The organism is Pseudomonas sp. DWP3-1-3b3, from assembly GCF_049896305.1.
Taxonomy (GTDB): Bacteria; Pseudomonadota; Gammaproteobacteria; order Pseudomonadales; family Pseudomonadaceae; genus Aquipseudomonas; species Aquipseudomonas azotoformans_A.
The window spans coordinates 128868-154856 of the sequence record NZ_JAFCUA010000004.1 but is presented as its reverse complement, the minus strand read 5'-3'; the positions used below and the strand labels follow the sequence as shown (position 1 = coordinate 154856).

Genomic DNA, 25989 nt, shown 5'->3' with positions numbered 1-25989 from the left:
GGTTGACGTAAACGTAAACTACGATTGACAGCGCCGCAACGCAAGCTTACGTTAACGTAAAGGTGAGCGCCCTCCCCGGCGCGCCCTCCACACAACAACAAAGCTCACATTAAGGTGCCTGTCCATGAGTTACCCGTCCCTGAACTTCGCCCTCGGTGAAACCATCGACATGCTGCGCGACCAGGTGCAGTCCTTCGTGAGCAAGGAAATCGCACCGCGCGCGGCACAGATCGACAGTGACAACCTGTTCCCCGCCGACCTGTGGCAGAAATTCGGCGACATGGGCCTGCTGGGCATCACCGTCCCGGAAGAATACGGCGGCGCCGGCCTGGGTTACCTGGCCCACGTGGTGGCGATGGAAGAGATCAGCCGCGGCTCGGCGTCGGTGGCGTTGTCCTACGGCGCGCACTCCAACCTGTGTGTGAACCAGATCAACCGCAACGGCAACCACGCACAGAAACTCAAGTACCTGCCCAAACTCCTCAGCGGCGAACACGTCGGCGCCCTGGCCATGAGCGAGCCGAACGCCGGTTCCGATGTGGTCTCGATGAAGCTGCGTGCCGACAAACGCGGCGATCATTACGTGCTCAACGGCAGCAAGACCTGGATCACCAATGGCCCCGACGCCAGCACCTACGTGATCTACGCCAAGACCGACCTGGAGAAAGGCCCCCACGGCATCACTGCCTTCATCGTCGAGCGCGACTGGAAAGGCTTCAGCCGCAGCAACAAGTTCGACAAGCTGGGCATGCGCGGCTCCAACACGTGCGAGCTGTTCTTCGATGACGTGGAAGCACCCGAAGAAAACATCCTCGGCGTGCTCAATGGCGGCGTGAAAGTACTGATGAGCGGCCTGGACTACGAGCGCGTAGTACTTTCCGGCGGCCCCACCGGGATCATGCAGGCCTGCATGGACCTGATCGTGCCCTACATCCACGACCGCAAGCAGTTCGGCCAGAGCATCGGCGAATTCCAACTGATCCAGGGCAAGGTCGCGGACATGTACACCCAGCTCAATGCCAGCCGCGCTTATCTGTACGCGGTGGCCCAGGCCTGTGAGCGTGGCGAAACCACGCGCAAGGATGCGGCCGGGGTGATCCTCTACAGCGCCGAACGCGCCACGCAGATGGCACTCGACGCGATCCAGATCCTGGGCGGTAACGGCTACATCAATGAATTCCCCGCCGGTCGGCTGCTGCGGGACGCCAAGCTGTATGAAATCGGCGCCGGCACCAGTGAGATCCGCCGGATGCTGATCGGTCGCGAACTCTTCAACGAAACCCGCTGAAGGAGCGCGCCATGGCCACCCTGCACACCCAACTCAACCCGCGTTCGGCAGAGTTTGCCACCAACAGCGCGGCGATGCGCCAACAGGTCGACGCCCTGCACAGCCTGCTCGCCCACGTGCAGCAAGGCGGCGGCGCCAAGGCCCAGGAGCGGCACACCTCACGCGGCAAACTGTTGCCCCGCGAGCGCATCAACCGTTTGCTCGACCCCGGTTCGCCGTTCCTCGAACTCAGCCAATTGGCCGCCCATCAGGTGTACGGCGAAGATGTGCCTGCCGCTGGCGTGATTGCCGGGATCGGCCGGGTGGAAGGCGTCGAATGCATGATCGTCGCCAACGATGCCACGGTAAAAGGCGGCTCCTACTACCCGCTCACCGTGAAAAAACACCTGCGCGCCCAGACCATCGCCGAGCAAAACCGCCTGCCGTGCATCTACCTGGTGGATTCGGGCGGCGCCAACCTGCCGCGTCAGGACGAAGTGTTCCCCGACCGCGAGCACTTCGGGCGGATCTTTTTCAACCAGGCCAACATGAGTGCCCAGGGCATCCCGCAGATCGCAGTGGTGATGGGCTCGTGCACCGCCGGTGGCGCCTACGTGCCGGCCATGGCCGATGAAGCGATCATGGTGCGCAACCAGGCCACCATCTTCCTCGCCGGGCCGCCGCTGGTGAAAGCCGCGACCGGTGAAGTGGTGAGTGCCGAAGACCTCGGCGGTGCCGACGTGCATTGCAAGATCTCCGGCGTGGCCGACCACTATGCCGACAGCGATGAACATGCGCTGGCGCTGGCTCGGCGCAGCGTGGCCAACCTCAATTGGCGCAAACAGGGCGAACTGCTGCAACGCACGCCGGTCGCGCCGCTGTACAGCAGCGAAGAGTTGTACGGCGTGATCCCGGCCGACGCCAAGCAGCCCTTCGATGTGCGCGAAGTGATCGCACGGCTGGTGGACGCTTCGGTGTTCGATGAGTTCAAGGCGCTGTTCGGCACCACACTGGTCTGCGGCTTTGCACACCTGCACGGCTACCCGATTGCGATCCTGGCCAACAACGGGATTCTGTTTGCCGAAGCCGCGCAAAAAGGCGCGCACTTTATCGAGCTGGCCTGCCAGCGTGGCATTCCGCTGCTGTTCCTGCAGAACATCACCGGGTTCATGGTCGGCCAGAAATACGAAGCCGGCGGCATCGCCAAGCACGGCGCCAAGCTGGTCACCGCAGTGGCCTGCGCCAAGGTGCCGAAGTTCACGGTGATCATTGGCGGCAGCTTTGGCGCCGGGAACTATGGCATGTGCGGCCGCGCCTATGACCCGCGCTTCCTGTGGATGTGGCCAAACGCGCGTATTGGCGTGATGGGTGCCGAACAGGCGGCCGGTGTGCTGGTGCAGGTCAAGCGCGAGCAGGCTGAACGTGCAGGCCTCGATTTCAGCGCCGAAGAAGAGGCTGCCATCAAGCAGCCGATCCTCGACCAATACGAAACCCAGGGCCACCCCTACTACTCCAGCGCGCGCCTGTGGGACGACGGTGTGATTGACCCGTTGCAGACCCGTGACGTACTGGCGCTGGCCTTGTCCGCTTCGCTGAATGCCCCCATCGAGCCGAGCCGCTTCGGCGTGTTCCGCATGTAAATGGAGCTGTATCCCATGAGCGATTTCAACACCCTCGAACTGATCACCGACCGCCGTGGCTTTGCCACGCTGTGGCTCAGTCGTGAAGCCAAGAACAACGCGTTCAACGCCGAGATGATCCGCGAACTGATCATCGCCCTCGACCAGGTGCAGGGCGATCCGTCCCTGCGCTTTCTGGTGCTGCGCGGGCGCGGCAAGCATTTCAGCGCCGGGGCCGACCTGGCCTGGATGCAGCAATCGGCCGAGCTGGATTACCACACCAACCTGGACGATGCCCGCGAACTGGCAGAGTTGATGTACAACCTGGCCAAGCTGAAAATCCCGACCCTGGCGGTGGTGCAAGGTGCGGCCTACGGTGGAGCGCTGGGGTTGATCAGTTGCTGTGACATGGCGATTGGCGCGGACGATGCGCAGTTCTGTCTGTCGGAAGTGCGCATTGGCCTGGCGCCAGCGGTGATCAGTCCGTTCGTGGTGCAAGCCATCGGCGAACGTGCGGCACGGCGCTATGCGCTGACCGCTGAGCGCTTCGGCGGCGAGCGGGCACGGGAGATCGGCTTGTTGGCGGAAAGCTATCCGATCAGCGAGTTGGATCAACAGGTCGAACAGTGGATTGCCAACCTGCTGCAAAACAGCCCGGCGGCCATGCGCGCCAGCAAGGACCTGCTGCGCGAAGTGGGCCACGGCGCCCTCACCCCGGCCCTGCGCCGCTATTGCGAAAATGCCATTGCGCGCATTCGTGTCAGCGCTGAGGGCCAGGAAGGCCTGCGCGCCTTCCTGCAAAAACGTCCACCCAGCTGGCAAGCGCAGGAGCCGCGTTCATGAGTACGTTGACGACTCTGCTGGTGGCCAACCGTGGCGAGATTGCTTGCCGAGTGATGCGCACCGCCAAGGCCATGGGCCTGACCACCGTGGCGGTACATAGCGCCATCGACCGCGATGCGCGCCACAGCCGTGAGGCGGATATCCGTGTCGACCTGGGCGGCAGCAAGGCCACTGACAGCTACCTGCAAATCGATAAACTGATCGCGGCGGCCCAAGCCAGCGGCGCCCAGGCGATTCATCCGGGTTACGGTTTTTTGTCGGAGAACGCCGGTTTTGCCCGCGCGATTGAGGCGGCAGGGTTGATCTTCCTCGGTCCGCCCGCCTCGGCCATCGATGCCATGGGCAGCAAATCGGCCGCCAAGGCCTTGATGGAAACCGCTGGCGTGCCCCTGGTGCCGGGTTACCACGGCGAAGCTCAAGACCTGGAAACCTTCCGCGCCGCCTGCGAGCACATCGGTTACCCGGTACTGCTCAAGGCCACGGCCGGTGGTGGCGGCAAAGGCATGAAGGTGGTCGAGGATGTCAGCCAGTTGGCCGAAGCCCTGGCCTCGGCACAGCGCGAGGCGCTGTCGTCCTTCGGCAACGGGCAGATGCTGGTGGAAAAGTACCTGCTCAAGCCACGTCACGTGGAGATCCAGGTGTTTGCCGATCAACACGGGCATTGCCTGTACCTCAATGAACGTGACTGCTCGATCCAGCGTCGCCACCAGAAGGTCGTCGAAGAGGCGCCAGCACCGGGACTGAGCGTTGAACAGCGCAAGGCCATGGGCGAAGCCGCCGTGCGTGCGGCCCAGGCCATCGGCTATGTCGGCGCAGGCACCGTGGAGTTCTTGCTGGACGCGCGCGGTGAGTTCTTCTTCATGGAGATGAACACGCGGCTGCAAGTGGAGCATCCGGTGACCGAAGCGATCACCGGCCTGGACCTGGTGGCCTGGCAGATCCGTGTCGCCCAGGGCGAGGCGTTGCCGATCACCCAGGAGCAGGTGCCGCTGATCGGCCATGCCATCGAAGTGCGGCTGTATGCCGAAGACCCCGCCAATGACTTCCTACCCGCCACCGGGCACCTGGCGCTGTATCGTGAGTCCGCACCGGGCCCTGGGCGCCGCGTGGACAGCGGTGTGGAGCAAGGCGACAGTGTGTCGCCGTTCTACGACCCCATGCTCGGCAAGCTGATTGCCTGGGGTGAAGACCGTGAACAGGCGCGATTGCGGTTGCTGGCCATGCTGGACGAGTTTGCCATCGGCGGGCTGAAGACCAACCTGGGATTTTTGCGGCGCATCATCGGGCACCCGGCGTTTGCGGCGGCTGAGTTGGATACCGGGTTTATTCCGCGCTATCAGGAGGAGTTGCTACCCGCGCCTGGAGTATTGAGTGATGCGTTCTGGCAAGCGGCGGGCGCGGCCTTCATTCAGAGCTTGCCGAAGAGTGATGGGCCTTGGGCAGATTCGCGAGGGTTTCGCGCCGGGTTACCTGCCGAAGTTTCGTTGCATTTGAGCTGCAATGGCCAGGATCGGTTGGTGACGCTGGCGGCTGATGCGCCACAACTGCGGGGCGAACATCTGCTGATCGAGCAGCAGGGCGTGCGTCACAGCCATCTGGCAGTCCGCAGCGAAAGCAGCGTGTTTTTGCGCTGGGACGGCGAGATGCAGGCCGTCACATTGTTCGACCCGATTGCGGCGGTTGAGGCCAACCAGTCACATCAAGGCGGCCTCACGGCGCCGATGAACGGCAGCATCGTGCGGGTGCTGGTGGAGGTCGGTCAGCACGTCGAAGCTGGCACGCAGCTGGTGGTGCTGGAGGCCATGAAGATGGAGCACAGCATCCGCGCGCCTCACGCCGGGGTGGTCAAGGCGTTGTTCTGCCAGGAAGGTGAAATGGTTGCAGAAGGTTGCGCGTTGGTGGACCTCGAAACGGTCGACTAGAACTTTGCCGTGGCTTGAACAACAACCCCCAGGATGTGGCAATCGTCGGTGAATGGCTGCTTGGGGTAGGTGGGATTGAGCGGTACCAGGTAACGCTGGCCGCTTTCTTCCTGCAACTGGCGGAAGGTCGCCTGAAGGCTTCCGGCCCGTTGGGCGACCACCAGTTTGCCAGGCTCGGCCTGGATGGCCGGGTCGACCAGGATCAACATGCCCGCACTGACGCTCAAGCCGCTGGGTGCGGTCATGGCGTCGCCTGTGACTGGCAGCCAGAACGCATCCCCCTGAGCAGGGTAATCCGTGAGTTCGAAGCGCACCGCGCCATAGGCCGCACGCTCTTCGCGGACCTCGCACAACCCTTTCCAATCGCTGACAGGGTAGCGGAAATACGGGTTGTAGTTCTTCTGCGCAGGCGCCTCTTCGGGCCGTTCGCGAATGTCCAGCGCGACTTCCAGGTATCCCAACCCTAGCGCCGCGAGTACCCGGTTCATGTCCACCACGCTGGGTGCACGGCGCTTGTTGAGCCAATGACCGACGCCGCCTTGGGACATGCCCAGGCGCTCAGCCAATTCACCCTGCGTGACCTTGCGGTCTTCCATGTTGGCCTTGACCAACGCAATCCAGTTATCCATGGGAGCTGACAATACGTCACGTAGTTTTCAGGGCAATAAACAGTTTGTAGTAATCCATAAAACGACATAAATACGATACGTACTATCATCGGACATAAGGTTTTCGACACCCACTACAGAGTACCGCCCCTTATGACGACCAGCCCGTATCTCCTGCCTGAACTCCCTGAAGACACTGAAATGCACGACCTGCGCAGCAGCGGTGCCGCCCAGCGCGCGTTGGACTTTTACTTGAAAGAAGAGATGTCGGCAGCAGCCCCTGACGGCGCCCTGTTCGCCATCAAGCCGGGCATCAGCCAGGAGGAAGCCCTCGTACACGCCTCGGACCTGTTGCGCAGCGCCGCAGCCACTGCCTATGAATCCGCGAGCAGCCATCAGGGCAATCATCGCGACCTGGCGTTTTCGGTGGTGTATTTGATCGATATGGCGAAAGCGATGGTGGAGCGGTCGTTGCAGCCGCCAGCGGCTCAAGCGAACGGATAACAGGCGCAGAAGAAAAATATTTCTATCTCACGGATAAAAACATTTGACTTGCAAATGATAATGATTATTATTGGACCTAGCTGATCGCGAGATCAGTCGATAGACCAAGGGACCTTAGGTCGGACTCTTGGAATATCTCCTCATCAGGCTAATCACGGTTTTTGACCCGGCTCTTTGGCCGGGTCTTTTTTTTGCCAGTTTCCCTGGCATGGCTTCAGGCTAATGAAGACTGTGTGTTGCTTGATGGCGCGCATGGTAGCAAAAGACCATCGCCAAAAGAAAGCCAGTCGAACGCTCTAGTCCAAACCTTTGCGAAATAGCGCTTGAGAATCAATCTCATAGATTCTAAGCTGCTGCGGCGTCAAGGATGACGCCCCCTCCCCCGTGCAACAATTTTTGCATCCAGTCTTTACCAGACTCCTGTGTACTATAGCCGCCACAACACTCATATTCAGGCAAACAGACTATGACCGTGGCCTTGACCTCCATCAGGATCAGCACCGACTTCGACAGTGGCAATATCCAGGTTCTGGATGCCCACGATTCCCATCAGTTGTTGCTCGCTATCAAACCCGACACCCGTAGCCAACACTTCCAGTGGTTCCACTTCAAGGCCGAAGGCATGCACGTGGGCCACACCCATACCTTCCGCTTGAGCAACGCGGGCAAGTCGTCTTACCCGCATGCGTGGAGCGGCTACAACGCCGTGGCGTCCTACGACCATATCAATTGGTTCCGGGTGCCCTCTCGCTTTGATGGTGAAATCCTGCATATCAGCCTTGAGACCCGCGAGAAGCACGCCTGGATTGCGTACTTCGAACCCTACAGCCGTGAGCGTCACGACTGGCTGATCGAGCAGGCTGTGAGCCGCGCCGGCACTCAACTGTTGGCCACCGGTAAAAGTGTCGAAGGCCGTGATATCCAGCTGCTGCGTCGTGGCAAAGGCGGCGAAGGCCGGCGCAAGGTCTGGATCATCGCCCAACAGCATCCCGGCGAACACATGGCCGAATGGTTTATGGAAGGCATCATTGAACGCCTGCAACAGGACGGTGACGCCGAGCTGAAAAAACTGCTGAAAGTCGCTGACCTGTACCTGGTGCCCAACATGAACCCGGACGGCGCGTTCCACGGCCACCTGCGCACCAACGCCGCAGGCCAGGACCTCAACCGCGCCTGGCAGAGCGCGAGCCAGGCGATCAGCCCGGAAGTGTTGTTCGTGCAGCAACAGATGGAAAAGTACGGCGTCGACCTGTTCCTCGATATCCACGGCGACGAGGAAATCCCCTACGTCTTCACCGCCGGCTGCGAAGGCAACCCCGGCTACACGCCGCGCATCGAGGCCCTGGAAAAACACTTCCGCAGCCACTTGAGCGGCCTGACCCGCGATTTCCAGACCACCCACGGCTACACCCGCGACCTGCCGGGCGAAGCCAATATGACCCTGGCGTGCAATGCCGTCGGCCAGCAGTTCGACTGCCTGTCCCTGACCCTGGAAATGCCCTTCAAGGACAACGACGACGCCCCCAACCCGCTCACCGGTTGGTCAGGTAAACGCTCGATGCAACTGGGCAAGGATGTGTTGAGCAGCGTGGCCGATATCGTCGACGTCTTGCGCTAAACCGAGTCGGCGGGCACCCGCCGACAATCCTCAGGCCCCAGCAACCGTCCATCCGCCGAGCGCAACTCCAGCGCTCGCAGCGGCTCGCCGCTGGCGCTGTCCACCATCACCGAGTGCGCCTCGCCTGCCCCATAGAAAAAACCCTCGCCCCACTGCCGCAACCCGATGATCACGTTGAACAGGCCCCGCCCCTTTTCCGTCAGAACGTACTCCTGATACGCACTGCCATCCGACGCCGGCACGATTTCCAACACCCCATGGGCCACCAAACTGCGCAAACGCGTGGACAAGATGTTTTTGGCCATTCCCAGGCTGCGCTGGAACTCACCAAAACGGCGAATCCCATCAAACGCATCGCGAATGATCAGCAGCGACCAGCCATCGCCAATCGCATCCAGTGAGCGCGCCACCGGGCATTCGGCGCTTTCAAAGCGGGTGAGCTTGACCATCGGGGCTGCCTGTCGTCGACCAATAATGTAGTTGCAATATAAAACCGGAATCCTTACGGTACAACTGGTTTCATTTCAAAACCACAAAGGATATCCCCATGCCTTCCTCCCCCTTGAGTAACAAAGTGGTGGTGCTGTTCGCCATCGCCTGCGGCCTGTCAGTGGCCAATGTCTATTACGCACAGCCGTTGCTCGACGCCATGGCCGAGACCTTCGCCATGGACCACGCCACTGTCGGCATCATCATTGCCCTCACCCAGGTCGGTTATGGCGTGGGCCTGTTATTGCTGGTGCCGCTCGGGGACTTGCTCAACCGGCGCAAGCTCATCGTCAGCCAACTGCTGCTCTCCACGCTGGCCGTGCTGGTGGTGGGATTGTCCTCAAACAGTTTCTGGCTGTTGGCCGGCATGGCATTGACCGGTCTGTTGGCGGTGGTCGCTCAAGTGCTGGTGGCATTGGCTGCTCATCTGGCGTCGCCCGAACAGCGCGGGCAGGTGGTGGGGTTGGTCACCAGCGGTATCGTGGTCGGTTTGCTGCTGGCCCGCTCGGTGTCTGGCGCGATGGCCGACCTGGCGGGATGGCGCTCGGTTTACTTGCTGTCGGCGGGCTTGACGCTGGTGATGGCGATCTTGCTGTGGCGCGTATTGCCAAGCACCGAACAACCGCGCGCCACCGGCACTTATGGTGCGCTGCTCCGCTCGGTCTTCAGCCTGTTCAAGGAGGAAAAGGTCCTGCGTGACCGCGCCGTGCTGGCGATGTTGATTTTCGCCGCCGGCACCGTCTTGTGGACGCCACTGGTACTGCCCTTGAGCGCCCCGCCGCTGTCGCTTTCCCACACGCAGATTGGCCTGTTCGGACTCGCCGGCGCCGCCGGAGCACTTGGCGCTGCCCGCGCCGGTCGCTTGGCCGACAAAGGCTTTGCCCAGTGGACCAGCGGCACGGCATTGCTGCTGATGCTGCTGTCCTGGGTCGCCATCGGTTTTACCCAATCATCATTGTGGGCATTAGTGCTCGGCGTGATTGTGTTCGACCTGGGCCTGCAAGCCGTACATGTCACCAGCCAGAGCCTGATCTACGCCGTGCGCCCCGACGCCCAGAGCCGGCTGGTGGCCGGCTACATGCTGTTTTACTCAGTGGGCAGTGCGCTGGGCTCCATCAGCGCAACCGCACTGTATGCCTGGGGCGGTTGGATTGGGGTGTGTGGCCTCGGCGCCGCCATCAACCTGCTGGCGCTGATCTACTGGCTGGCCACACTGCCCCGAGACCTGTTTCAGTCCTTGCTGCCGGTCATGCTTTGCAGCACGCCGTCACGGCGGATCAACCCATGGAACAACGCCGCCGCCAGGTGCAACAGCACGGTCAGGAATAGCAGATAGGCCAGGAACCCATGGGCCCTGCGCAACACCGCGAACAACGGCGCGTTCGCCCCCACCAGCGCCGGCAACTGCACCGAACTGCTAAGCATTACCGGGTCGCCCGCCGCCGAAATCATCGCCCAGCCCAGCAGCGGCAACACCAGCATCAACGCATACAACACCAGATGGGACGCCCTGGCCGCCAGTACTTGCCACAACGGCAAGTCAGCAGGCAACGGCGGTTGGCGCGTGGAGAAGCGCACGACCAAACGCACGATCACCAAGGCCAGGATCGCGATACCCAACGGCTTGTGCAGGTGGATCAACCACTCATGCCGCTCCGAAACCGAGGCCGCCAGGCCCGCGCCGATAAACAGCATGGCGATGACCATCAGCGCCATCAGCCAATGCAGCAGGCGCGCCAGGGGCGCGAAAAACCGGGGTTGGGCATTCATGGCTTCGACTCCTGAGGGGCGCTGTGCAACGGGCTGACTTCACCGGCGCGACGCAGGTACGAGCTGGCGTACGCCGCCGAACGGGCCGCCAGCAACGGGTCATTGGAGGCTTCGATACCGCTGGGCAGAATCAGTGGATCAAAGTTGATATCGCGGCAATCGCCATCTGCCTGCGGCTGGCTGCTTTGCAGCACCAGGGTGCCGGCGTTGATGACTTTATGCTCGCCGGTCCAGGCCTTGCTTGCATCGTCCACGGGGTCGCCGGGGTTGGCCAGGGTCATGTTCAACTGCCAGCGCAGCGGTCCGGTCGCCAGGCGCTGGACCAGGTCCTTTTCCAGGAAATCACCACCCACAGGCGCAGTATCACCCGCCGCATCCTGGCTCTGCGGCACCACGCCCCAACGCACGGCCTGGCGCTTGCCATCGGCCCCTACCAGGAAGAACGTGTTAATGCCGTTGTAAGTTTCGGTCGCATAACTGGCCGAAGGCTTGGCGGTCTTGACCCACGCCAGGAACGGCGCCGTCTCGGGATGAGCAGCAAAAAATGCCGGCATGCTCGCCGGGTCCGGCTTGCCGGTGGCAGGCTGCGGCGCACCGGCCTTGAGCATTTGGTAGAACGCCTCGGGCGTGCCCACCGGGAACACTGGCATGCTGTTCATGCCGGTGCGCCACTGCTGGCCGTTGGCCTGGCTGAACTGCACGGCAAAACTGCGGATCGGCACACTGCTGTCCGGCGCGTAGGGGTTACCGCTGGGCAAGGCGAACCGTCCGATCAACGGGGTCTTGGCCTCGCTGAACACCTGGGCGCTGGAGTAGGCGCGGGCTTCGGCGCTGCTCTCGAAATAACCGGCCACGCACACGCCCTTGGCGTGGTTACGCCGGAAGCCTGGGTGAACGCCGTTGTTGGTTTCCAGGGCATTGACCAGGGTTTTCGGGCGCAGGCGCTGTGGGTCGAGGGTGCCATTGACGTAGGCAAAAGCCCCCGCCACAACCGCAACCACGGCACCGATACCCGCCAGGCGCGCGATCAGGCTCGCAGTGCTCAGCGGAGGACGGGGCGGTGATGAGTGATCTACCATGAAGGAACTCCAGGGCCAAAGGCCTTAGGGGGTAAACATAAGGTCGGAGCATTAAGACGAACGCCGACCGGCTCTATTCCCTGGCCTTTGATTTATTTCCCAGGATCGGGAATAACCTTCAACGCCGCACGTCTCTCTAGTCCCAGCGTAGTGACCAGCCAGATTCCCATGCATGAACTCGACGAACAGTTACGTGAACTCATCCCAAGGCTACGGCGCTTTGCCGTGTCCCTGACCCGTAACGCCAGCAGCGCCGACGACCTGGTGCAGTCGACCCTGGAAAGGGCGATCATCAGTTGGGCCGACAAACGCGTCGAAGGCGACTTGCGCGCCTGGCTGTTTTCGATCCTCTACCGGCAGTTCCTTGACGCCCACCGCCGCACCCGGCGCTATGCACGCATGCTGGAATTCTTCACCGGGCGTGACGATGCGCAGCCGTCGGTGGAACGCACGGTGATCGCCCAATCGACCCTGCAAGCCTTCGATCAACTCAACACCGAGCAGCGCGCGCTGCTGCTGTGGGTTTCGGTGGAAGGCCTGAGCTACAAGGAAATCGCCGAGATTCTCGAGGTGCCCATCGGCACCGTGATGTCGCGCCTGTCACGGGCGCGCCAAGCCCTGCGTCAACTCAGTGATGGCGAAATTGCCAGCCCTTCCCTGCGGATACTCAAATGATCAGCCTGCCCCCCAGCGAACGCGATTTGCATGCCTACGTCGATCACCAACTGCTGGAGAGTGATCGCCGCGTGCTTGAAACCTACTTGGCCGCCCACCCGGATGTCGCCGCCCAGGTCCACGCCTGGCAACACGATGCGCAGTTGCTGCGTGCCGCGTTGGGCGGCGCCCTGCAACAGCCGGTCAACCCAGACCTGGACCCGGCACTGATCCGCCAGCGCATCAAGCGTCAATCACGGCGCCACTTGGCTACGGCCGCCGTGCTGCTGGTCGCCATCAGCCTCGGCGGTGTCGGTGGCTGGCACGCCCGTGAAGTCACCCAGCCGGTCCAACTGCCGATGGCCGATGCGATGCAGGCATTCCGCCTGTTTGCCCAGGACGGCATCATGCCCGCCGACTACAAGGTGCAGGGCGGCGGCACGATGCAAGCCTGGCTCGACCGCTACTTCAACCAGGCGCACCGCCTGCCGGACTTGAGTGCTTCCGGGTTCACGCCGGTCAGCGGGCGCCTGCTCACCACTGAGCAAGGCGCCGCGGCCATGGTGCTGTACGAGGACCCGCAAGGCCGGCGCATCAGTTTCTATATCCGCCCACCGGGACCGGAAAACGGTTTCCTGCCAAGAGGCAGTCGCAGTGCCGATGGCTTGCAGGCGCAATACTGGTCGGGTGCCGGCTACAACTATGCGGTGGTCAGCCCCGTGGATCAGCCTAGCCCGCCGCTGCTGAAGTTCTAGAAACCGACGTCAAGCACCACGTTGTCCAAGTAGGTGCCGGCGGGAGGCGTGGACTGGTCGGTGTAGATCTTGGCGTTGTAGTTGAACACTTGGCTGCCGATGCCCAGGCCGTTGCCGGGATTGATCTCGGCGGTGGAGCTGTCGCGACGCGCTGCGCCCACACTGCCCCAGCGCGTGGTGCCGGCGCTTTTGAAGATGTCATAGGCCAGATAGTTGCTGCCCGAGATCATCCGCCGCCGACCGCCCACGCTGACGGCGTTCTGGCCGTCGCTCAAGCCGACGTTGTAGGCACTGCCTTTGGTGCAGGAAATACTGATGGTCTGGCCGGTGACGGCGGTAAACCCGCTGATGACCGGCGCGCTGCCAAAACTGATGTTGGGCGCGGTGATCTGGCAGTCGTTGGTGACCGTCATGCTCACCGTCAATGACGCGGTACCACTGCCGATGTCCCGGCCGGCGCAGATGCCGCCGATGCCAATACCCGAACAATAATTCCAGCTCCAGGCGATGCTCAGGGTCTCGGTGTACAGGCCTGCGGCGACGTTACTGCCGGTAATGCTGCTCACGTACAGCGGCAGGGTTTTCGCGCCGGGGCCCGCAATCAAGCCAAAACTCTGAGCGATCCCGCCGGCGCCGCCGAAGTCAAATTGCGCACCGCGCGTGATCGGAAAGCTGGTGGTGTTGTTACCGTAGATTGTGTAGCCGATGACATCCCCGGTAGGCCCGACCATCCCGGTCTTGGATGAAGTGATCGTCGCGTAAAAATGATCGGAGGACACCAGCAGCGAAATCAACGCCGAGGTGCAGCTCAACCCTGAATTGGTCGTCGAGCTGGCCTGTACGGCTGTGCGCACCGCCATGGAACTGATAGGACCGAAACTCGCCGGTGCCGTGGTCACCACGGAGCACGCCGCCATGGCCGGTCCAGCAAACATTAACCCCATCAGACACAGCCAGCCCGTACGTTTCATTGGCACACCAACGGCCCGATCAACGGCACGCCCTGTTGCTGCTCGTCCATCTCGAACCGCGCCTGGCACGTACGCCCTTCACCCAACGTGACCTGCAACGTGTTATGGGCCGAGAGGTTTTCCAGGTACACCAGGCCATCCCAACCGACCACCGCCTGCTGGCCGCTTTGCTCATGCACCACCAGGCTACCCAGGGGCAATTCCTGATGTTGGGTGTCCACCAGCGTGACACTGGCCGCGAGCACCCGACGTAATGGAAACTCCAGCAGGTAGCCGCTGCCACGACGCACCGACACACGCTGCTCCACATTCGGGCTCTGCACGTTGAGCGGGAGGTTCAACGGATCGATTTCATATTTGCCGCGGTAATACGCACTGCTCCAGGGCACCAACAGATGGCCGTTGCGGTCGGTCTCGCCGACCAACTGGTTTTCATAGCGCACCGGAATCCCGGCGAAACCCTGGGTACTCACCACCACAAAAGCGTCGTTGATACGGTTGGCGGCAAACATATCGCCGCCCATCCACACCAGCGAGCCACTGGCATCCGCCCAGCGCGTCTCGGCGTCGCTGCTGCCGTACACACCGGCCTGCAACTGCACCGACTGCAAGCGCCAGGTCAGGTCGGCCTGCCGGTACGCCGGGCCATCGCCCTGGGCATAACCGAGGTTGTAGCCCACCCCACCTTCGCTCGGCACCGCGCGGCTGTAGTTGAGGCGCTGGCGGCTGGCGCCATCCTTGCTGCGCTCGGTGCTCACGGCCAGGCTGCCGTTGAGGTCGAACGGGATAACCAGCTGCGCCTGCATCGCCCAGTTGCTATCGCCAATCTCACGGTTGGCCGACAGGTAGAAACTGGTGTTGTGCCACAGGGGTTTGCTCCAGCTCAGGTTGAGCAAGCGCGTGCGCGAATCGTCCGCTGCCTGCACGTCGAAGTAACCTACGCCCAGGCTGCCGAAGCGCTCAAGGTTGAGGCTCAGGGTCACCTGCTCGCTGCGTTTGCTGAGGCTGGCGTAGGGCGTGTCGACCAGGGTCAGGTCAGCGTACTCATCGCGCCGCTCGACCCGTTGGTACGACAGGCTGTAGCGCGTGCTGTTGTATGAATACCCCAGGCTCAGTTGCTGGCCGCTGCGCCCTTCGAACTGGCTTTGGCTGACGGCGGTGTTGAGCACGCCGAAGTTGCCCAGCCGCAGGTTGCCACCCAGGCCGCCGAGGGTCAGGTCACTGGACGCTTCGGCATGGCTTTCCAGGGTCAGGTTGTCGGAATAACCATAACGAAAGGTGCCGCTGGCGACGCCAGGCCCGTAGGCAAAATCTTTCAAGGTGTATTCCCGGCGCAAGGAACCGGCGGCCACCGAGAAATCCGTCAGGCCTTTTTGCAGCAGCGAACTCGTCACATAAAACGGCACCGTGGTCGACACCTGGCGACCCAGCGCGTCGGTGGTCACCACCACCGCCTCACCCGCTCCGTTGATAAACGGCACGTTGGTCAGGGTGTAAGGCCCTGGTTGCAGCAGTGCACTGTCGGATTTGTAGCCGTTGATAAACAGGTCCACCGAGGACGGCACGGCGGCTTCACCGGCAAATTGCGGCAAGGGGTAGGTCACCAGGTCCGGGCGCACGGCGAAGTCCCGTGAAAACTGCACACCGCCCAGGCGTACCGAGCTGCTCCAGGGCAAAGCACCGCTGATCACGTCACCGGCCTCGTAGGTCAGTAGCCGCTCATCATCGGAGAAACGCCAAGTAGTGTCATAGCGCCGGTAGCCATTGTTGAAGGTAGTGCTGCTGATCCCATCGGCCAGGGTCTGGCGATACTGGCCGGTGTTGGACAAGGTGCCCCAGTTGTCGAACAGCCGCACTTCGTTCCAGGCGGCGAGGTAGCTGCCGCCTTCGTCAGTGTCGTTGAAGTACAGGTCATAGTTGAGCAAGGCACCGAAACTGCTCATCGCCTGGGTGCGCGGGTAGGTGTTGCGGTTGCCGATAAACTGTTCCTTCAACCACGCCGGCGGCACATCCAGCAGCAGGCGCTGGCCATTGCTGTCGTAGTCACTGTGCAGGCCTGGGATCATGTCCAAACCCACGCTGCCACTCAGTTCACCGGGCAGCTTCATGCCCACATCCTGCAACGCACCGGCGGGGACATAGAGTTGCCCGGCGCGTTGATCGACCGCAATGACGCGGCCGGTGTCCATCTGGTTGACCACCAGTTCCAGAAACAACTGTGCATCGGCGACAGCCTCCATACTGCTCGGCGGCGGTGGCAGGTCGCCAGCCACGCCTTGGGGCGCAACCATTGCAGCCCATAGCCCGCTTACCACTGCTACCGACGGCCATAGACGACGAGTCCGACCACGACTCACACATGGCGTTGTGTCCTTCAATGGACATCTCCATCCGTTTAAAACCCGGAGCGTCCCGCCCCGCTACACTCGGTTACCGCTTCGGCGCGAGGCTCTCCAACTGTTGCGCACCGTTGATCCTGACCTGCAGGGGCTGATCAGCCGACAGCGCATCCGGCACCGGCCAGCGCATGGTCGCGCCCGGCAACACGTAGCCCAATAAGCCATCGACCAGGGGTTTGGTCTGCCCGCCCTGTTTGAATGAAGCATCGGTAAGGCGCGCATGCACGGCGCCCTGGTTACGCACCTCGATATAGTTGCGCCCTGCCACCGTGACCTTGTGCCAGCTCAAGTCCGGCTTGCCGGCGCCGTTGGGGTCGCGCTGGCGCGTACTGTCTTCCTTGCTCCACAGGCCCGCGCCATAGGCGAACAGCGGCACCGAGTAGCGCATCTGGAAGCGAATCGCCGCTGCGGTGTTCTTGCCCTCTGGCGGCGTCGGCACCTGCAAGGGCGAAGGGATTTCATCGATGATGATGCGGTAGGCCAACTCTTGCCCAGGTGGCACTTCGCGGGTGCGAGTCAGGCGTACCAGTTGTTTTTGCCCCGGCTCGATTCGCGCCACCGGCGGGCTGCCGATCACATCGCGCTGGTTCTGGTATTGCTCGTCGAAGCCGCTCTGGCTCCACGCAAACACACGAATCTGCAGGCTCGCGGTTTCGCTCCCACGGTTTTCCAGCCATAGCGCACTGGCCTGTTGATCGGCCTCCAGCACCGGGTCGATGGGCCAGATCAGCACCGAACTGGCCGCCTGTACGAACCCCGCCGTGCACACCGCACTCAAGGCAATACCCGCGGCCCACAGCCGCCGGGAAGGTGAACGCATAACCCCACTCCTTATACCGATAGCCTTACCACGTCAGCTGCACCTGCAGCGTGTCGCTGTATGTCCCCCCAGGCTGATTGCCCGGCAATTGCACCCGTCCGTAAATGGGCAGGTTGATGTTATTGGCATCGCTGTAGGCCACATTGACGCTCTGGCCAATCCCCAGGCTTTGGCTGAACGCCGCATCCCAAAACAACTGGTAAGCCACCCGCGCGCTGCCGCTGTTGAGCTGCAGATTGCGCCCGGTGCCGCTGTGCAGGCCACCGTCGACGCTCATGCTCAGCGTCACCCCCGGCGTACATTGCAAGGTGACGCCCCCGGTCAACGCCGCCGTGACCGTGCTGGTGGCCAGGGCCGAATAACTGCCGTAGGTCAGCGCGCCGTAATTGGAGCCCCCGCCCACAATCAGGCAACCCGGTGTGATGGTCGCGCTCACCTGGAAGCTCTGGCTGGTCACCGCCGATAACGGCAGCGGCACCGCCAGCGCACAGGCCAGCAACGCTCTGAGCCACATCGCTAGAACGTCAGTTCCACGGCCACGGTGTCGGTGTAGGTGCCGGCTGGCAGCCCCGCCTTGCCCACCGCCCGACCGTAGAGGTTCACGGTCTGCGCCACGCCGGTACTGGTGGCGAGGGTGATCACGCCGTCGATTGCCAGCAGCGCGGAGTGACCGCTGTCGGTGTAGAAGTCGTAGGGCACGAAGTTGCCCGCACCGTCGGCCAATGCACGGCTGCCACCGGGAGAGGCACCGTCATGCGCACCCGCGCGCACCTTGACCGCTGGCGTGGTGCCGCTGGAACACAGGATCGATAACGCGCCACCGGTGCCAGTACCGCCGAGCAACTGGGCATCGGCGTTGGTGAACAGACTGTTGGTGGTGCCGAAGTTCAAGCTACCGAAGTTCAGCCCGGTCGCTGCGCCGGAACCGTTGACTTGGCAACTGGCGATCAATATCAGGCTTGAGGTGATCTGCCCGGTGACCGTGGTTGCCGCGTTGAGGTTGGAAGCCATCGCCAGCCCCAACGCACAAGCGCCTAATCGCGAAACAAGTACATGCATGGTGTTCATCCTCTTGAGTTACCAGTCCAGTGTCACCGTCAACGTGTCGGTGTAGATCCCTGCCGGTAAGGCACTGGTATTTGCCACCACGGAGCCAAACACCGGGATCGGTATCTGGGTGCCCTTGGCCACGACAAAATTGCGTTGCTGCCCGATGCTGTAGGTGCTGCGGCCCTGGGGATCGGCGGACAGCCGATACGGAATCATCTGACGCCCATTACTCAGGCGCCGCGTGGTGCCATCGCCATTGGTGCCGCCGTCGATAGTCACGGTAAAGCTCGAGACGGACGGGTTGCACGACACCGCCAACGGCGCTTTTTCGCCATCGGTGACGCCTGCGCCCAGCGTGTTGTTCCAGGTCGGGCCCTGGCTGCCGAAGTCGAGCATCGCCGTACCGCCCGTGGGGTTGACCGGCGCGCTCTCGACGCCTTTGCTCACTTCGCAACTGGCGGTGATCACCAGCCGCGCCTGGATAAACCCGGTCGCGACAGCCGCCTGCGCGTCATCCGCCAGCACCAGCAGGCCACCCATGGCCACAACGGCCAGATAGCGGCTTACCATGTGACCGTGACCTTGAGCAGGTCGGTGTAGCGGCCGACGGCGGGGATGTCCTTGAGCGGCTCGATGCGGCCATACAGCGGCAGATCAACGAAGCCTGCGTCCGGCACGCGACCACTGATCGGCACATCCACCGGCAACGGCACGCGCCGCGCGGCGTCGGCATAAATACGATAGGGAATGGGTTTGATCGAAGGGGTGGCGCTGAGGTAGCGCACTTCACCGGTGCCGCCGTGCAGGCCGCCATCCACACGCACCTGGTACGGCGTGTCGGGGTTGCACTCCAGGCGCGGCTGGCGCTGGCTGATCAGTGCCGCACTCAGGGGCCCGGCCGGGTCATCCAGACGCGCGCCGCTGCCGAAATCCAATACGCCAAGTTGCTCGATGCCAGCGCTGCGGGTGGTGCCCACCAGCTGGCAGCCCCGCTGCACGTCGATACGCACCTCCACCTGGAGTTGTGCACCTAAAGCCGTGCTGCAGAGCATCGCGCCCATGACTGCCAATACTGCTCGTCCCTTCACTGCCCCAAATCCTTGTACAGGGGTGACTGCTGTGTAGGAGGTTAGTCACTCAGCGAGAAACTGCCAGTCTGGGCAGGTTTACAACCGTGACATGCCTTTTCGAGATGGCATGCAGCGCCCTTCTCTATTGGTCAAAACGCAGCCGTCGCCCTAAAGTGGGCAACCACCGAAACACAGAGTGACTTGCATTGGCCGCGTTTTCCCTGATCCGTCGCCTGCTCGGTAAGAAAACCGACGCCCTCGACGCCTCACCCATCCCCGCGTTCTTCCAGCAAAAAGCCGAGCAACAGGGGTATACCCTCAGCGCCGGGCAAACCCGAGCCATCGCTGCCCTGGCCCGAGAAACCCGCCTCCTGCTCGCCGGCCAGCCCACCCGGAGCCTGTACCTGCATGGGCCGGTGGGACGCGGCAAAAGCTGGTTGCTGGACGGGTTCTTCCAGGCGCTACCAATGGCCGAGAAGCAGCGCGTGCACTTCCATGACTTTTTCGCCCAACTGCATCGCGGCATGTTCACGCATCGTGAGCAGGACGATGCGCTGGCCGTGACTCTCGATGAACTGCTGACGGATTGCCGAGTGCTGTGTTTTGACGAGTTTCACGTCCACGACATCGGCGATGCCATGCTGATCACACGCCTGTTCAAGGCCCTGTTCGAGCGCGGTGTGCTGGTGCTGGTGACGTCCAACTATGCACCGCAGGGACTGCTGCCCAACCCGCTGTACCACGAGCGCTTCAAACCGGTGATCGACCTGATCGATGCACGCATGGAGGTGCTGGAAGTCAGTTCGCCCCAGGATTTTCGCAGCCTGCCTCAAGCCCAAAGCGCACAACGCTTTACCAGCGGTCAGTACGTTTGGCCGGGGACTGCGCACCAGCGCGAAGCCTTGGATCTTCCCGCTGCCGACTGCCCGCCCCAACCCCTGGCCGTCGGCAATCGGACGTTGATCTGCCGTCACCGCGCAGGCCGCTCCATCGCCTTCACCTTCAGCGATCTTTGCGAGCAGTTGACCGCAGTCATGGACTACCTGCTGCTGTGCCAGGACTACGACCACTGGATCATCGACGGCCTGCCGCAACTGGCGGATTGCCCGATCGCCGTGCAGCAACGCTTCATCAACCTGGTGGATGTGCTCTACGACCGCGACAAGCACCTGATCCTGATCGGCGAGCAGCCCCTCGCGATTGCCCTGGGCGGCCAGGCTATCGACCTCGCCCGCACCGCCAGCCGTCTGGGACAATTGCAACAGGCTGACCCGCAACCCGCGCACGAACCGGTATCATGAGCGTCATTTACGCCTTCTAGCCGAGTGACCGCGCCGTTCATGCATACCCTCGCCCAACTCAAGGCCGGCCAATTGGCCGGTATCACCCGCCTGGACCTGTCCTGCGGGCTGACTGAATTCCCTCGGGAAATCTTCGAACTGGCCGACTCCCTGGAGATCCTCAACCTCAGCGGTAACGCCCTGAGCCAACTGCCCGACGACTTGCACCGCCTGCCCCACCTGCGCGTGCTGTTCTGCTCGGACAACCGGTTCACCGAGTTGCCGACAAGCCTTGGCCAATGCGCCAAGCTGAGCATGATCGGCTTCAAGGCCAACCAGATCAGTCATGTACCCGCCGCCGCGTTGCCGCCGTTGTTGCGCTGGTTGATCCTGACCGATAACCGCATCAGCCAGTTGCCCGACGAACTGGGCAAGCGACCACTCCTGCAAAAACTGATGCTGGCCGGCAACCAACTGGCGCACCTGCCGGTAAGTCTGGCCAACTGCCACAATCTCGAATTGCTGCGCATCGCCTCCAACCGCTTCACCCAATTGCCGGATTGGCTGCTGGCACTGCCGAGCCTGACCTGGCTGGCCTATGCCGGTAACCCCGTGGAAATGGCCGTGGACGTAACGACCGATGACGCCACGCCGAATATTCCCTGGTCCGAACTGGAACTGGCCGAAGTCCTCGGCGAAGGCGCTTCCGGCGTGATCCGCAAAGCCCTGTGGAAACCGTCAGGCCAGCCGGTTGCGGTCAAACTCTATAAAGGCAGCATCACCAGCGATGGCTCGCCGCTGCATGAAATGCAGGCCTGCATCGCCGCCGGGCTGCACCCCAACCTGATCAAGGTAGAGGGCCGCGTGGTCGGCCACCCGGATGAGCAGGCTGCACTGGTCATGGACCTGATCGACCCGAGCTACCGCAACCTCGCGGCCCTGCCGAGCCTGGCGTCGTGCACCCGCGACATCTATGAACCGGGTACGCGCTTCAGCCTGGAAGTGGCACTGCGCATGGCGCGAGGTATCGCGTCGGTCGCCGCGCACCTGCACCGGCACGGCATCACCCATGGCGACCTGTATGGCCACAATATCCTGTGGAATGCAGCCGGCGACTGTTTGCTGGGAGATTTCGGCGCGGCGTCGTTCCATGCCACGGCGGATAGCCTGGAAACCAGGGCGTTGCAGCGGATTGAAGTGCGAGCGTTTGGGGTATTGCTGGGGGAGTTGTTGGAGCGGGTTGATGAACAGGTCAGTGACGAGCTGGTCGCGCTGCAAATACGCTGCTGTCACCCCGATGTGTTGGCGCGGCCGGGGTTCGAGGAAATCGAAACCATCCTGGGCTCTATACAACACCACTAAACCAATGTGGGAGCGGGCTTGCTCGCGAATGCGCAGAGTCAGTCAACATATTGATTGACTGATACACCGCATTCGCGAGCAAGCCCGCTCCCACACTTAGATCACATGTATCCTGCTAAAAATCAGCCCGCCAACCCGACAAACATATCCTGCACGTCATCATGGTTGTCCAAGCCTTCGAGGAAGGCTTCAACCTCGGCCATCTGCTCATCGCTCAAACCGCTCACCGGGTTTTTCGAGAGGTAGCCCAGCTTGGCCGACAGCACGGTGAAACCCTGCTCCGGCAAGGCTTTTTGTACGGCGTCGAGGTCGGTGGTCTCGGTGATGAACAGGGTAGTGCCTTCTTCTTCACCCTCTTCGAAATCCTGGGCACCGGCTTCGATGGCAGCCATTTCCGGATCGGCGTCCGGGCTGTCCGGCGAGGCTTCGATCAGGCCGACGTGGTTGAAGTCCCAGGCCACGGAGCCGGAAGCGCCCAGCTGGCCCTTGCGGAAGGCCACGCGGATTTCCGCCACGGTACGGTTGATGTTGTCGGTCACGCACTCGACGATCAGCGGCACCTGGTGCGGCGCGAAGCCTTCGTAGGTGACGCGGTGGTATTGCACGGTTTCGCCGAGCAGACCGGCGCCTTTCTTGATGGCGCGGTCCAGGGTTTCCTTGGGCATCGAGGCCTTTTTGGCCTGTTCCACCACCAGACGCAGGTGGGCGTTGGTGGAGGTGTCGGCGCCGTTGCGGGCGGCGATGGTGATTTCTTTCACCAGCTTGCCGAAGATCTTGCCCTTGGCATTGGCTGCCGCTTCTTTATGTTTGACTTTCCACTGTGCGCCCATGACTCACTCTCTGTTGTCCATCGCGCCCAAACGTCTACTGGCCGGCGCTTTGGGGGCAGAGTTTATAGCGCAAAAACGCAACGTTCCACCAAAAAACCGTCAGGGCGCCAACTCGAAAAACGCCTGAATCAGACGCAGCGAGCGGCGCCGCTCCATGCAGCCGAGCATGTGCCGGTTCACCAGCCCATCGCCCTGGACCGGCACCGCACGCACGCGCGGGTCCGGACTGACCTCCATGGACGACACCACGCCTACGCCCAACTCAGCGGCGACGGCTTCGGTCACCGCTTCACGGCTGTCCAGTTCCAGCAGCACCTTGGGCTGTACGCCAGTTGCGGCACAGGCGTCATCGAACGTACGCCGGGTGATGGAACTCGGCTCGCGCAGCACCATGATCACCTCGTTGAGCTGCTCCAGGCGGATACCTTCGGGCAGCGCCGCCCACGGGTGACTGGCCGGCACCAGCGCGCAAATCCGCGATTCGTTCAAGGGTTGCAGATGCAGGCCGTTGCGCGGCTCCACCTCGGTGAGCACCGCCACATCCGCATGCTCAGACAACAGCGCCGCCAAGGTTTCCTGGGCATTGCCCAAGCGCAGATTGACAGTGATGCCGGGGTAGCGCGCGCGCAGGCTGGCGATCATCGGCATCACCAGGTGCGGGCCGTCGGCCGCGACTTCCAGGCGCCCGGTGAGCAATTGGCGATTGGCCTCCAGCATCGTCTGCGCTTCGTCCACCAGGCCGAAGATGGCCCGGGTGATCGCCGCCAACCGCGCGCCCTCCTCCGTCAATTCCACGCGCCTGGCGGTGCGACGCAGCAACGGGATCTGGTAGTGCTCTTCCAGCGCCTTGATATGCCCGGTCACCGCCGGCTGGCTGATGAACAGCCGCGCCGCCGCACGGGTAAAACTGCCCTCGCGGGCCACGGCATCGAATGCACGCAGTTGAAACAGGTTCATAGCTATCGGCCTCACTGATAGCTCGCATAACAACAAACAATTTGATTGATGACAAGCCAAACTGCAATTTAGGCGCCGTAGATTCATCCGATGCTTCGCGAGGACTAATAATGACGACGCCCATCCTGCTCACGCCCGGCCCGCTGACCACCTCCACCCGCACCCGCCAGGCCATGATGGTGGACTGGGGCTCATGGGACGACCGCTTCAACCAGCTCACCGCCAGCGTCTGTGAACAGTTGCTGGCAATCATCGACGGCGCGGCCAGCCATCACTGCGTGCCGTTGCAAGGCAGCGGCACCTTCGCCGTCGAAGCCGCCATCGGCACCCTGGTGCCGCGCAACGGCAAGGTGTTGGTGTTGGTCAACGGCGCCTACGGCAAGCGCCTGGCGAAAATCTGTGAAGTGCTCGGCCGCGAGTTCAGCACCTTTGAAACCGCCGAGGACCAACCCACCACCGCCGCCGACGTGGACCGCCTGCTGCAAGCCGACCGGACCATCACCCACGTCGCGCTGATCCACTGCGAAACCAGCACCGGCATCCTCAACCCCCTGGCCGAGATCGCCCAGGTCGTGAAAACCCACGGCAAGCGCCTGATCATCGATGCCATGAGTTCCTTTGGTGCGCTGCCGATCGATGCCCGCGACGTGCCGTTCGATGCGCTGATCGCCGCGTCAGGCAAGTGCCTGGAAGGCGTGCCGGGAATGGGTTTTGTCTTCACCGATAAACAAGCACTGGCTGCAGCCCAAGGCAATTGCCACTCCCTGGCGATGGACCTCTTCGACCAGCACGCCTACATGGCCAAGACCGGCCAATGGCGCTTCACTCCGCCGACCCATGTGGTGGCGGCCCTGCACGAAGCGCTGCTGCAATACGCCGAGGAAGGCGGCTTGCCCGCCCGCCATCAACGCTATGCACGCAACTGCCAGGCACTGCTCGACGGCATGGCCGAATTGGGCCTGCGCAGCTTCCTGCCGGCGCAAATCCAGGCGCCGATCATCGTCACCTTCCACGCCCCACACGACCCGCGCTACCAGTTCAAGGACTTCTACGAACGGGTCAAGGCCAAGGGCTTCATCCTGTATCCGGGCAAGTTGACCCAAGTGGAAACCTTCCGCGTGGGCTGCATCGGGCATGTGGATGCAGCCGACATGCACGCCGCCGTCACCGCCATCGCCGACGTACTGCACGCCATGGGCATCACCCTTTCTTCTTCTGGAGCACACGCATGAACTATCAGAACCCCAACACCCTGCAAGCGGTGATCCTCGACTGGGCCGGCACCGTGGTCGATTTCGGCTCCTTCGCGCCGACGCAGATCTTTGTCGAGGCCTTTGCCGAGTTCGACGTGCAAGTCTCCATCGAAGAAGCCCGTGGCCCGATGGGCATGGGCAAGTGGGACCACATCCGCACCCTTTGCGACCAACCGCAGGTTGCCGAACGCTACCGCAAGGCCTTTGGCCGCACGCCCACCGATGACGACGTTACCGCCATCTACCAGCGCTTCATGCCGTTGCAGATCGAGAAGATCGCCGAACACTCGGCCCTGATCCCCGGCGCCCTCGACACCATTGCCCGGCTGCGTGTGCAAGGCATTAAGATCGGCTCCTGCTCCGGCTACCCCAAGCAAGTCATGGATAAGGTCGTCGCCCTGGCTGCCACCAATGGCTACATCGCCGACCACGTGGTCGCCACCGATGAAGTGCCCAACGGTCGCCCCTGGCCGGCCCAGGCCCTGGCCAACGTGATCGCGCTGGGTATCGATGATGTGGCGGCGTGTGTGAAGGTCGACGACACCGTGCCGGGTATCCTCGAAGGCCGTCGCGCCGGCATGTGGACCGTGGCCCTGACCTGCTCCGGCAATGCGCTGGGCCTGACCTACGAACAGTTCCGCGCCTTGGACGCCGCGACCCTGGCCAGCGAGCGCCAACGCATCGAGGCGATGTTCGAAGGCTCGCGCCCGCACTACCTGATCGACACCCTCAATGACCTGCCCGCGGTCATCAGCGACATCAACGCACGGCTGGCCCGTGGGGAAATGCCGCAGAGCCACTGACCGAGGTCAAAACCACGGCACTTACGCCAGGCAAACCGCTCAAAACCGGCATACAGTTAAAGGACT

The 25989-nt window shown here is 62.5% G+C and carries 26 protein-coding genes; 13 read left to right on the top strand and 13 right to left on the bottom strand.

Features of this window, described 5'->3' with window-relative positions; all coding sequences use genetic code 11:
- Window positions 1-124 precede the first annotated feature (124 nt).
- Genes ACP7BX_RS13905 through ACP7BX_RS13890 form a run of 4 tightly spaced genes read left to right on the top strand, consistent with a single transcriptional unit; the run spans window position 125 to window position 5651 of the window.
- Entirely contained in the window at window positions 125-1288 is a 1164-nt protein-coding gene (locus ACP7BX_RS13905; RefSeq protein ID WP_426160605.1) for an isovaleryl-CoA dehydrogenase, read from the top strand.
- An 11-nt stretch (window positions 1289-1299) separates the two neighbouring features.
- A complete protein-coding gene (locus tag ACP7BX_RS13900) occupies window positions 1300-2907 on the top strand; it encodes a carboxyl transferase domain-containing protein (RefSeq protein WP_426160604.1) in 1608 nt (535 codons plus the stop codon).
- A 15-nt stretch (window positions 2908-2922) separates the two neighbouring features.
- Window positions 2923-3729, top strand: coding sequence for a gamma-carboxygeranoyl-CoA hydratase (locus ACP7BX_RS13895; RefSeq protein ID WP_426160603.1), 807 nt, complete (start codon window positions 2923-2925; stop codon window positions 3727-3729).
- Complete coding sequence (locus ACP7BX_RS13890) at window positions 3726-5651, top strand: acetyl/propionyl/methylcrotonyl-CoA carboxylase subunit alpha (RefSeq protein WP_426160602.1); 1926 nt, start codon at window positions 3726-3728, stop codon at window positions 5649-5651. Before ACP7BX_RS13895 ends, ACP7BX_RS13890 begins: the two co-directional genes overlap by 4 nt.
- On the opposite strand, the gene ACP7BX_RS13885 is transcribed toward ACP7BX_RS13890, so the two are convergent.
- Window positions 5648-6280: a LexA family protein gene (locus tag ACP7BX_RS13885; RefSeq protein ID WP_426160601.1), complete on the bottom strand. Its 633-nt coding sequence runs from the start codon at window positions 6278-6280 to the stop codon at window positions 5648-5650. The genes ACP7BX_RS13890 and ACP7BX_RS13885 overlap by 4 nt on opposite strands.
- A gap of 132 nt (window positions 6281-6412) precedes the next feature.
- On the opposite strand from ACP7BX_RS13885, the gene ACP7BX_RS13880 reads away from it, so the two are divergent.
- Entirely contained in the window at window positions 6413-6763 is a 351-nt protein-coding gene (locus ACP7BX_RS13880) for a DUF6124 family protein (protein ID WP_426160600.1), read from the top strand.
- A 466-nt stretch (window positions 6764-7229) separates the two neighbouring features.
- Window positions 7230-8381 carry a M14 family metallopeptidase gene (locus tag ACP7BX_RS13875; protein WP_426160599.1) on the top strand — a complete coding sequence of 384 codons (1152 nt, stop codon included), beginning with the start codon at window positions 7230-7232 and terminating at the stop codon, window positions 8379-8381.
- Here the strand turns inward: ACP7BX_RS13875 and ACP7BX_RS13870 are convergent.
- Window positions 8378-8830 (bottom strand): winged helix-turn-helix transcriptional regulator, encoded by a 453-nt coding sequence (locus ACP7BX_RS13870; protein WP_426160598.1) that lies wholly within the window; start codon window positions 8828-8830, stop codon window positions 8378-8380. The genes ACP7BX_RS13875 and ACP7BX_RS13870 overlap by 4 nt on opposite strands.
- A 98-nt stretch (window positions 8831-8928) precedes the next feature.
- On the opposite strand from ACP7BX_RS13870, the gene ACP7BX_RS13865 reads away from it, so the two are divergent.
- Entirely contained in the window at window positions 8929-10206 is a 1278-nt protein-coding gene (locus ACP7BX_RS13865; RefSeq protein WP_426160597.1) for an MFS transporter, read from the top strand.
- On the opposite strand, the gene ACP7BX_RS13860 is transcribed toward ACP7BX_RS13865, so the two are convergent.
- Window positions 10101-10640, bottom strand: coding sequence for a cytochrome b (locus ACP7BX_RS13860; RefSeq protein ID WP_314530015.1), 540 nt, complete (start codon window positions 10638-10640; stop codon window positions 10101-10103). The two genes, ACP7BX_RS13865 and ACP7BX_RS13860, sit on opposite strands and share 106 nt — an antisense overlap.
- Window positions 10637-11719, bottom strand: a complete 1083-nt coding sequence (locus tag ACP7BX_RS13855; RefSeq protein WP_314530014.1) for a catalase family peroxidase — start codon at window positions 11717-11719, stop codon at window positions 10637-10639. The genes ACP7BX_RS13860 and ACP7BX_RS13855 overlap by 4 nt, the downstream gene beginning before the upstream one ends.
- A 168-nt stretch (window positions 11720-11887) precedes the next feature.
- Here ACP7BX_RS13855 and ACP7BX_RS13850 point away from each other — a divergent pair, with 168 nt between their 5' ends.
- Together ACP7BX_RS13850 and ACP7BX_RS13845 are read left to right on the top strand one after the other, a co-directional pair.
- On the top strand, window positions 11888-12394 hold the full coding sequence (locus ACP7BX_RS13850; RefSeq protein ID WP_016976147.1) for an RNA polymerase sigma factor: 507 nt from the start codon (window positions 11888-11890) through the stop codon (window positions 12392-12394).
- Window positions 12391-13128, top strand: a complete 738-nt coding sequence (locus ACP7BX_RS13845) for an anti-sigma factor family protein (protein WP_426160596.1) — start codon at window positions 12391-12393, stop codon at window positions 13126-13128. Before ACP7BX_RS13850 ends, ACP7BX_RS13845 begins: the two co-directional genes overlap by 4 nt.
- On the opposite strand, the gene ACP7BX_RS13840 is transcribed toward ACP7BX_RS13845, so the two are convergent.
- From ACP7BX_RS13840 to ACP7BX_RS13810, 7 genes are all read right to left on the bottom strand, one after another.
- Window positions 13125-14099, bottom strand: coding sequence for a spore coat U domain-containing protein (locus ACP7BX_RS13840; RefSeq protein ID WP_314530012.1), 975 nt, complete (start codon window positions 14097-14099; stop codon window positions 13125-13127). The genes ACP7BX_RS13845 and ACP7BX_RS13840 overlap by 4 nt on opposite strands.
- Complete coding sequence (locus tag ACP7BX_RS13835) at window positions 14096-16390, bottom strand: fimbria/pilus outer membrane usher protein (protein ID WP_426160595.1); 2295 nt, start codon at window positions 16388-16390, stop codon at window positions 14096-14098. Before ACP7BX_RS13835 ends, ACP7BX_RS13840 begins: the two co-directional genes overlap by 4 nt.
- Window positions 16391-16529: 139 nt before the next feature.
- Window positions 16530-17318 carry a molecular chaperone gene (locus ACP7BX_RS13830; protein ID WP_314530007.1) on the bottom strand — a complete coding sequence of 263 codons (789 nt, stop codon included), beginning with the start codon at window positions 17316-17318 and terminating at the stop codon, window positions 16530-16532.
- Between the two features lie 25 nt (window positions 17319-17343).
- Window positions 17344-17832, bottom strand: coding sequence for a Csu type fimbrial protein (locus ACP7BX_RS13825; protein ID WP_426160593.1), 489 nt, complete (start codon window positions 17830-17832; stop codon window positions 17344-17346).
- Window positions 17833-17834: 2 nt separating this feature from the next.
- Window positions 17835-18377 carry a Csu type fimbrial protein gene (locus ACP7BX_RS13820; RefSeq protein WP_025999725.1) on the bottom strand — a complete coding sequence of 181 codons (543 nt, stop codon included), beginning with the start codon at window positions 18375-18377 and terminating at the stop codon, window positions 17835-17837.
- 18 nt (window positions 18378-18395) lie between these two features.
- Window positions 18396-18938 (bottom strand): Csu type fimbrial protein, encoded by a 543-nt coding sequence (locus tag ACP7BX_RS13815; protein WP_038844070.1) that lies wholly within the window; start codon window positions 18936-18938, stop codon window positions 18396-18398.
- On the bottom strand, window positions 18932-19429 hold the full coding sequence (locus tag ACP7BX_RS13810; RefSeq protein ID WP_426160617.1) for a Csu type fimbrial protein: 498 nt from the start codon (window positions 19427-19429) through the stop codon (window positions 18932-18934). Before ACP7BX_RS13810 ends, ACP7BX_RS13815 begins: the two co-directional genes overlap by 7 nt.
- Window positions 19430-19644: 215 nt before the next feature.
- Between ACP7BX_RS13810 and zapE the strand changes: the two genes are divergently transcribed.
- Both zapE and ACP7BX_RS13800 read left to right on the top strand, forming a co-directional pair.
- Complete coding sequence (zapE, locus tag ACP7BX_RS13805) at window positions 19645-20739, top strand: cell division protein ZapE (protein WP_426160592.1); 1095 nt, start codon at window positions 19645-19647, stop codon at window positions 20737-20739.
- A gap of 39 nt (window positions 20740-20778) precedes the next feature.
- Window positions 20779-22080, top strand: a complete 1302-nt coding sequence (locus ACP7BX_RS13800) for a protein kinase (protein WP_426161303.1) — start codon at window positions 20779-20781, stop codon at window positions 22078-22080.
- A 122-nt stretch (window positions 22081-22202) separates the two neighbouring features.
- Here the strand turns inward: ACP7BX_RS13800 and ACP7BX_RS13795 are convergent, their stop codons facing one another.
- Window positions 22203-22910 (bottom strand): YebC/PmpR family DNA-binding transcriptional regulator, encoded by a 708-nt coding sequence (locus tag ACP7BX_RS13795; protein WP_016976136.1) that lies wholly within the window; start codon window positions 22908-22910, stop codon window positions 22203-22205.
- A 99-nt stretch (window positions 22911-23009) separates the two neighbouring features.
- On the bottom strand, window positions 23010-23867 hold the full coding sequence (locus ACP7BX_RS13790) for a LysR substrate-binding domain-containing protein (protein ID WP_033903251.1): 858 nt from the start codon (window positions 23865-23867) through the stop codon (window positions 23010-23012).
- Window positions 23868-23977: 110 nt separating this feature from the next.
- On the opposite strand from ACP7BX_RS13790, the gene ACP7BX_RS13785 reads away from it, so the two are divergent.
- Both ACP7BX_RS13785 and phnX read left to right on the top strand, forming a co-directional pair.
- A complete protein-coding gene (locus tag ACP7BX_RS13785; RefSeq protein ID WP_426160914.1) occupies window positions 23978-25099 on the top strand; it encodes a 2-aminoethylphosphonate--pyruvate transaminase in 1122 nt (373 codons plus the stop codon).
- Complete coding sequence (phnX, locus tag ACP7BX_RS13780; RefSeq protein WP_178950843.1) at window positions 25096-25923, top strand: phosphonoacetaldehyde hydrolase; 828 nt, start codon at window positions 25096-25098, stop codon at window positions 25921-25923. The genes ACP7BX_RS13785 and phnX overlap by 4 nt, the downstream gene beginning before the upstream one ends.
- Window positions 25924-25989 lie beyond the last annotated feature (66 nt).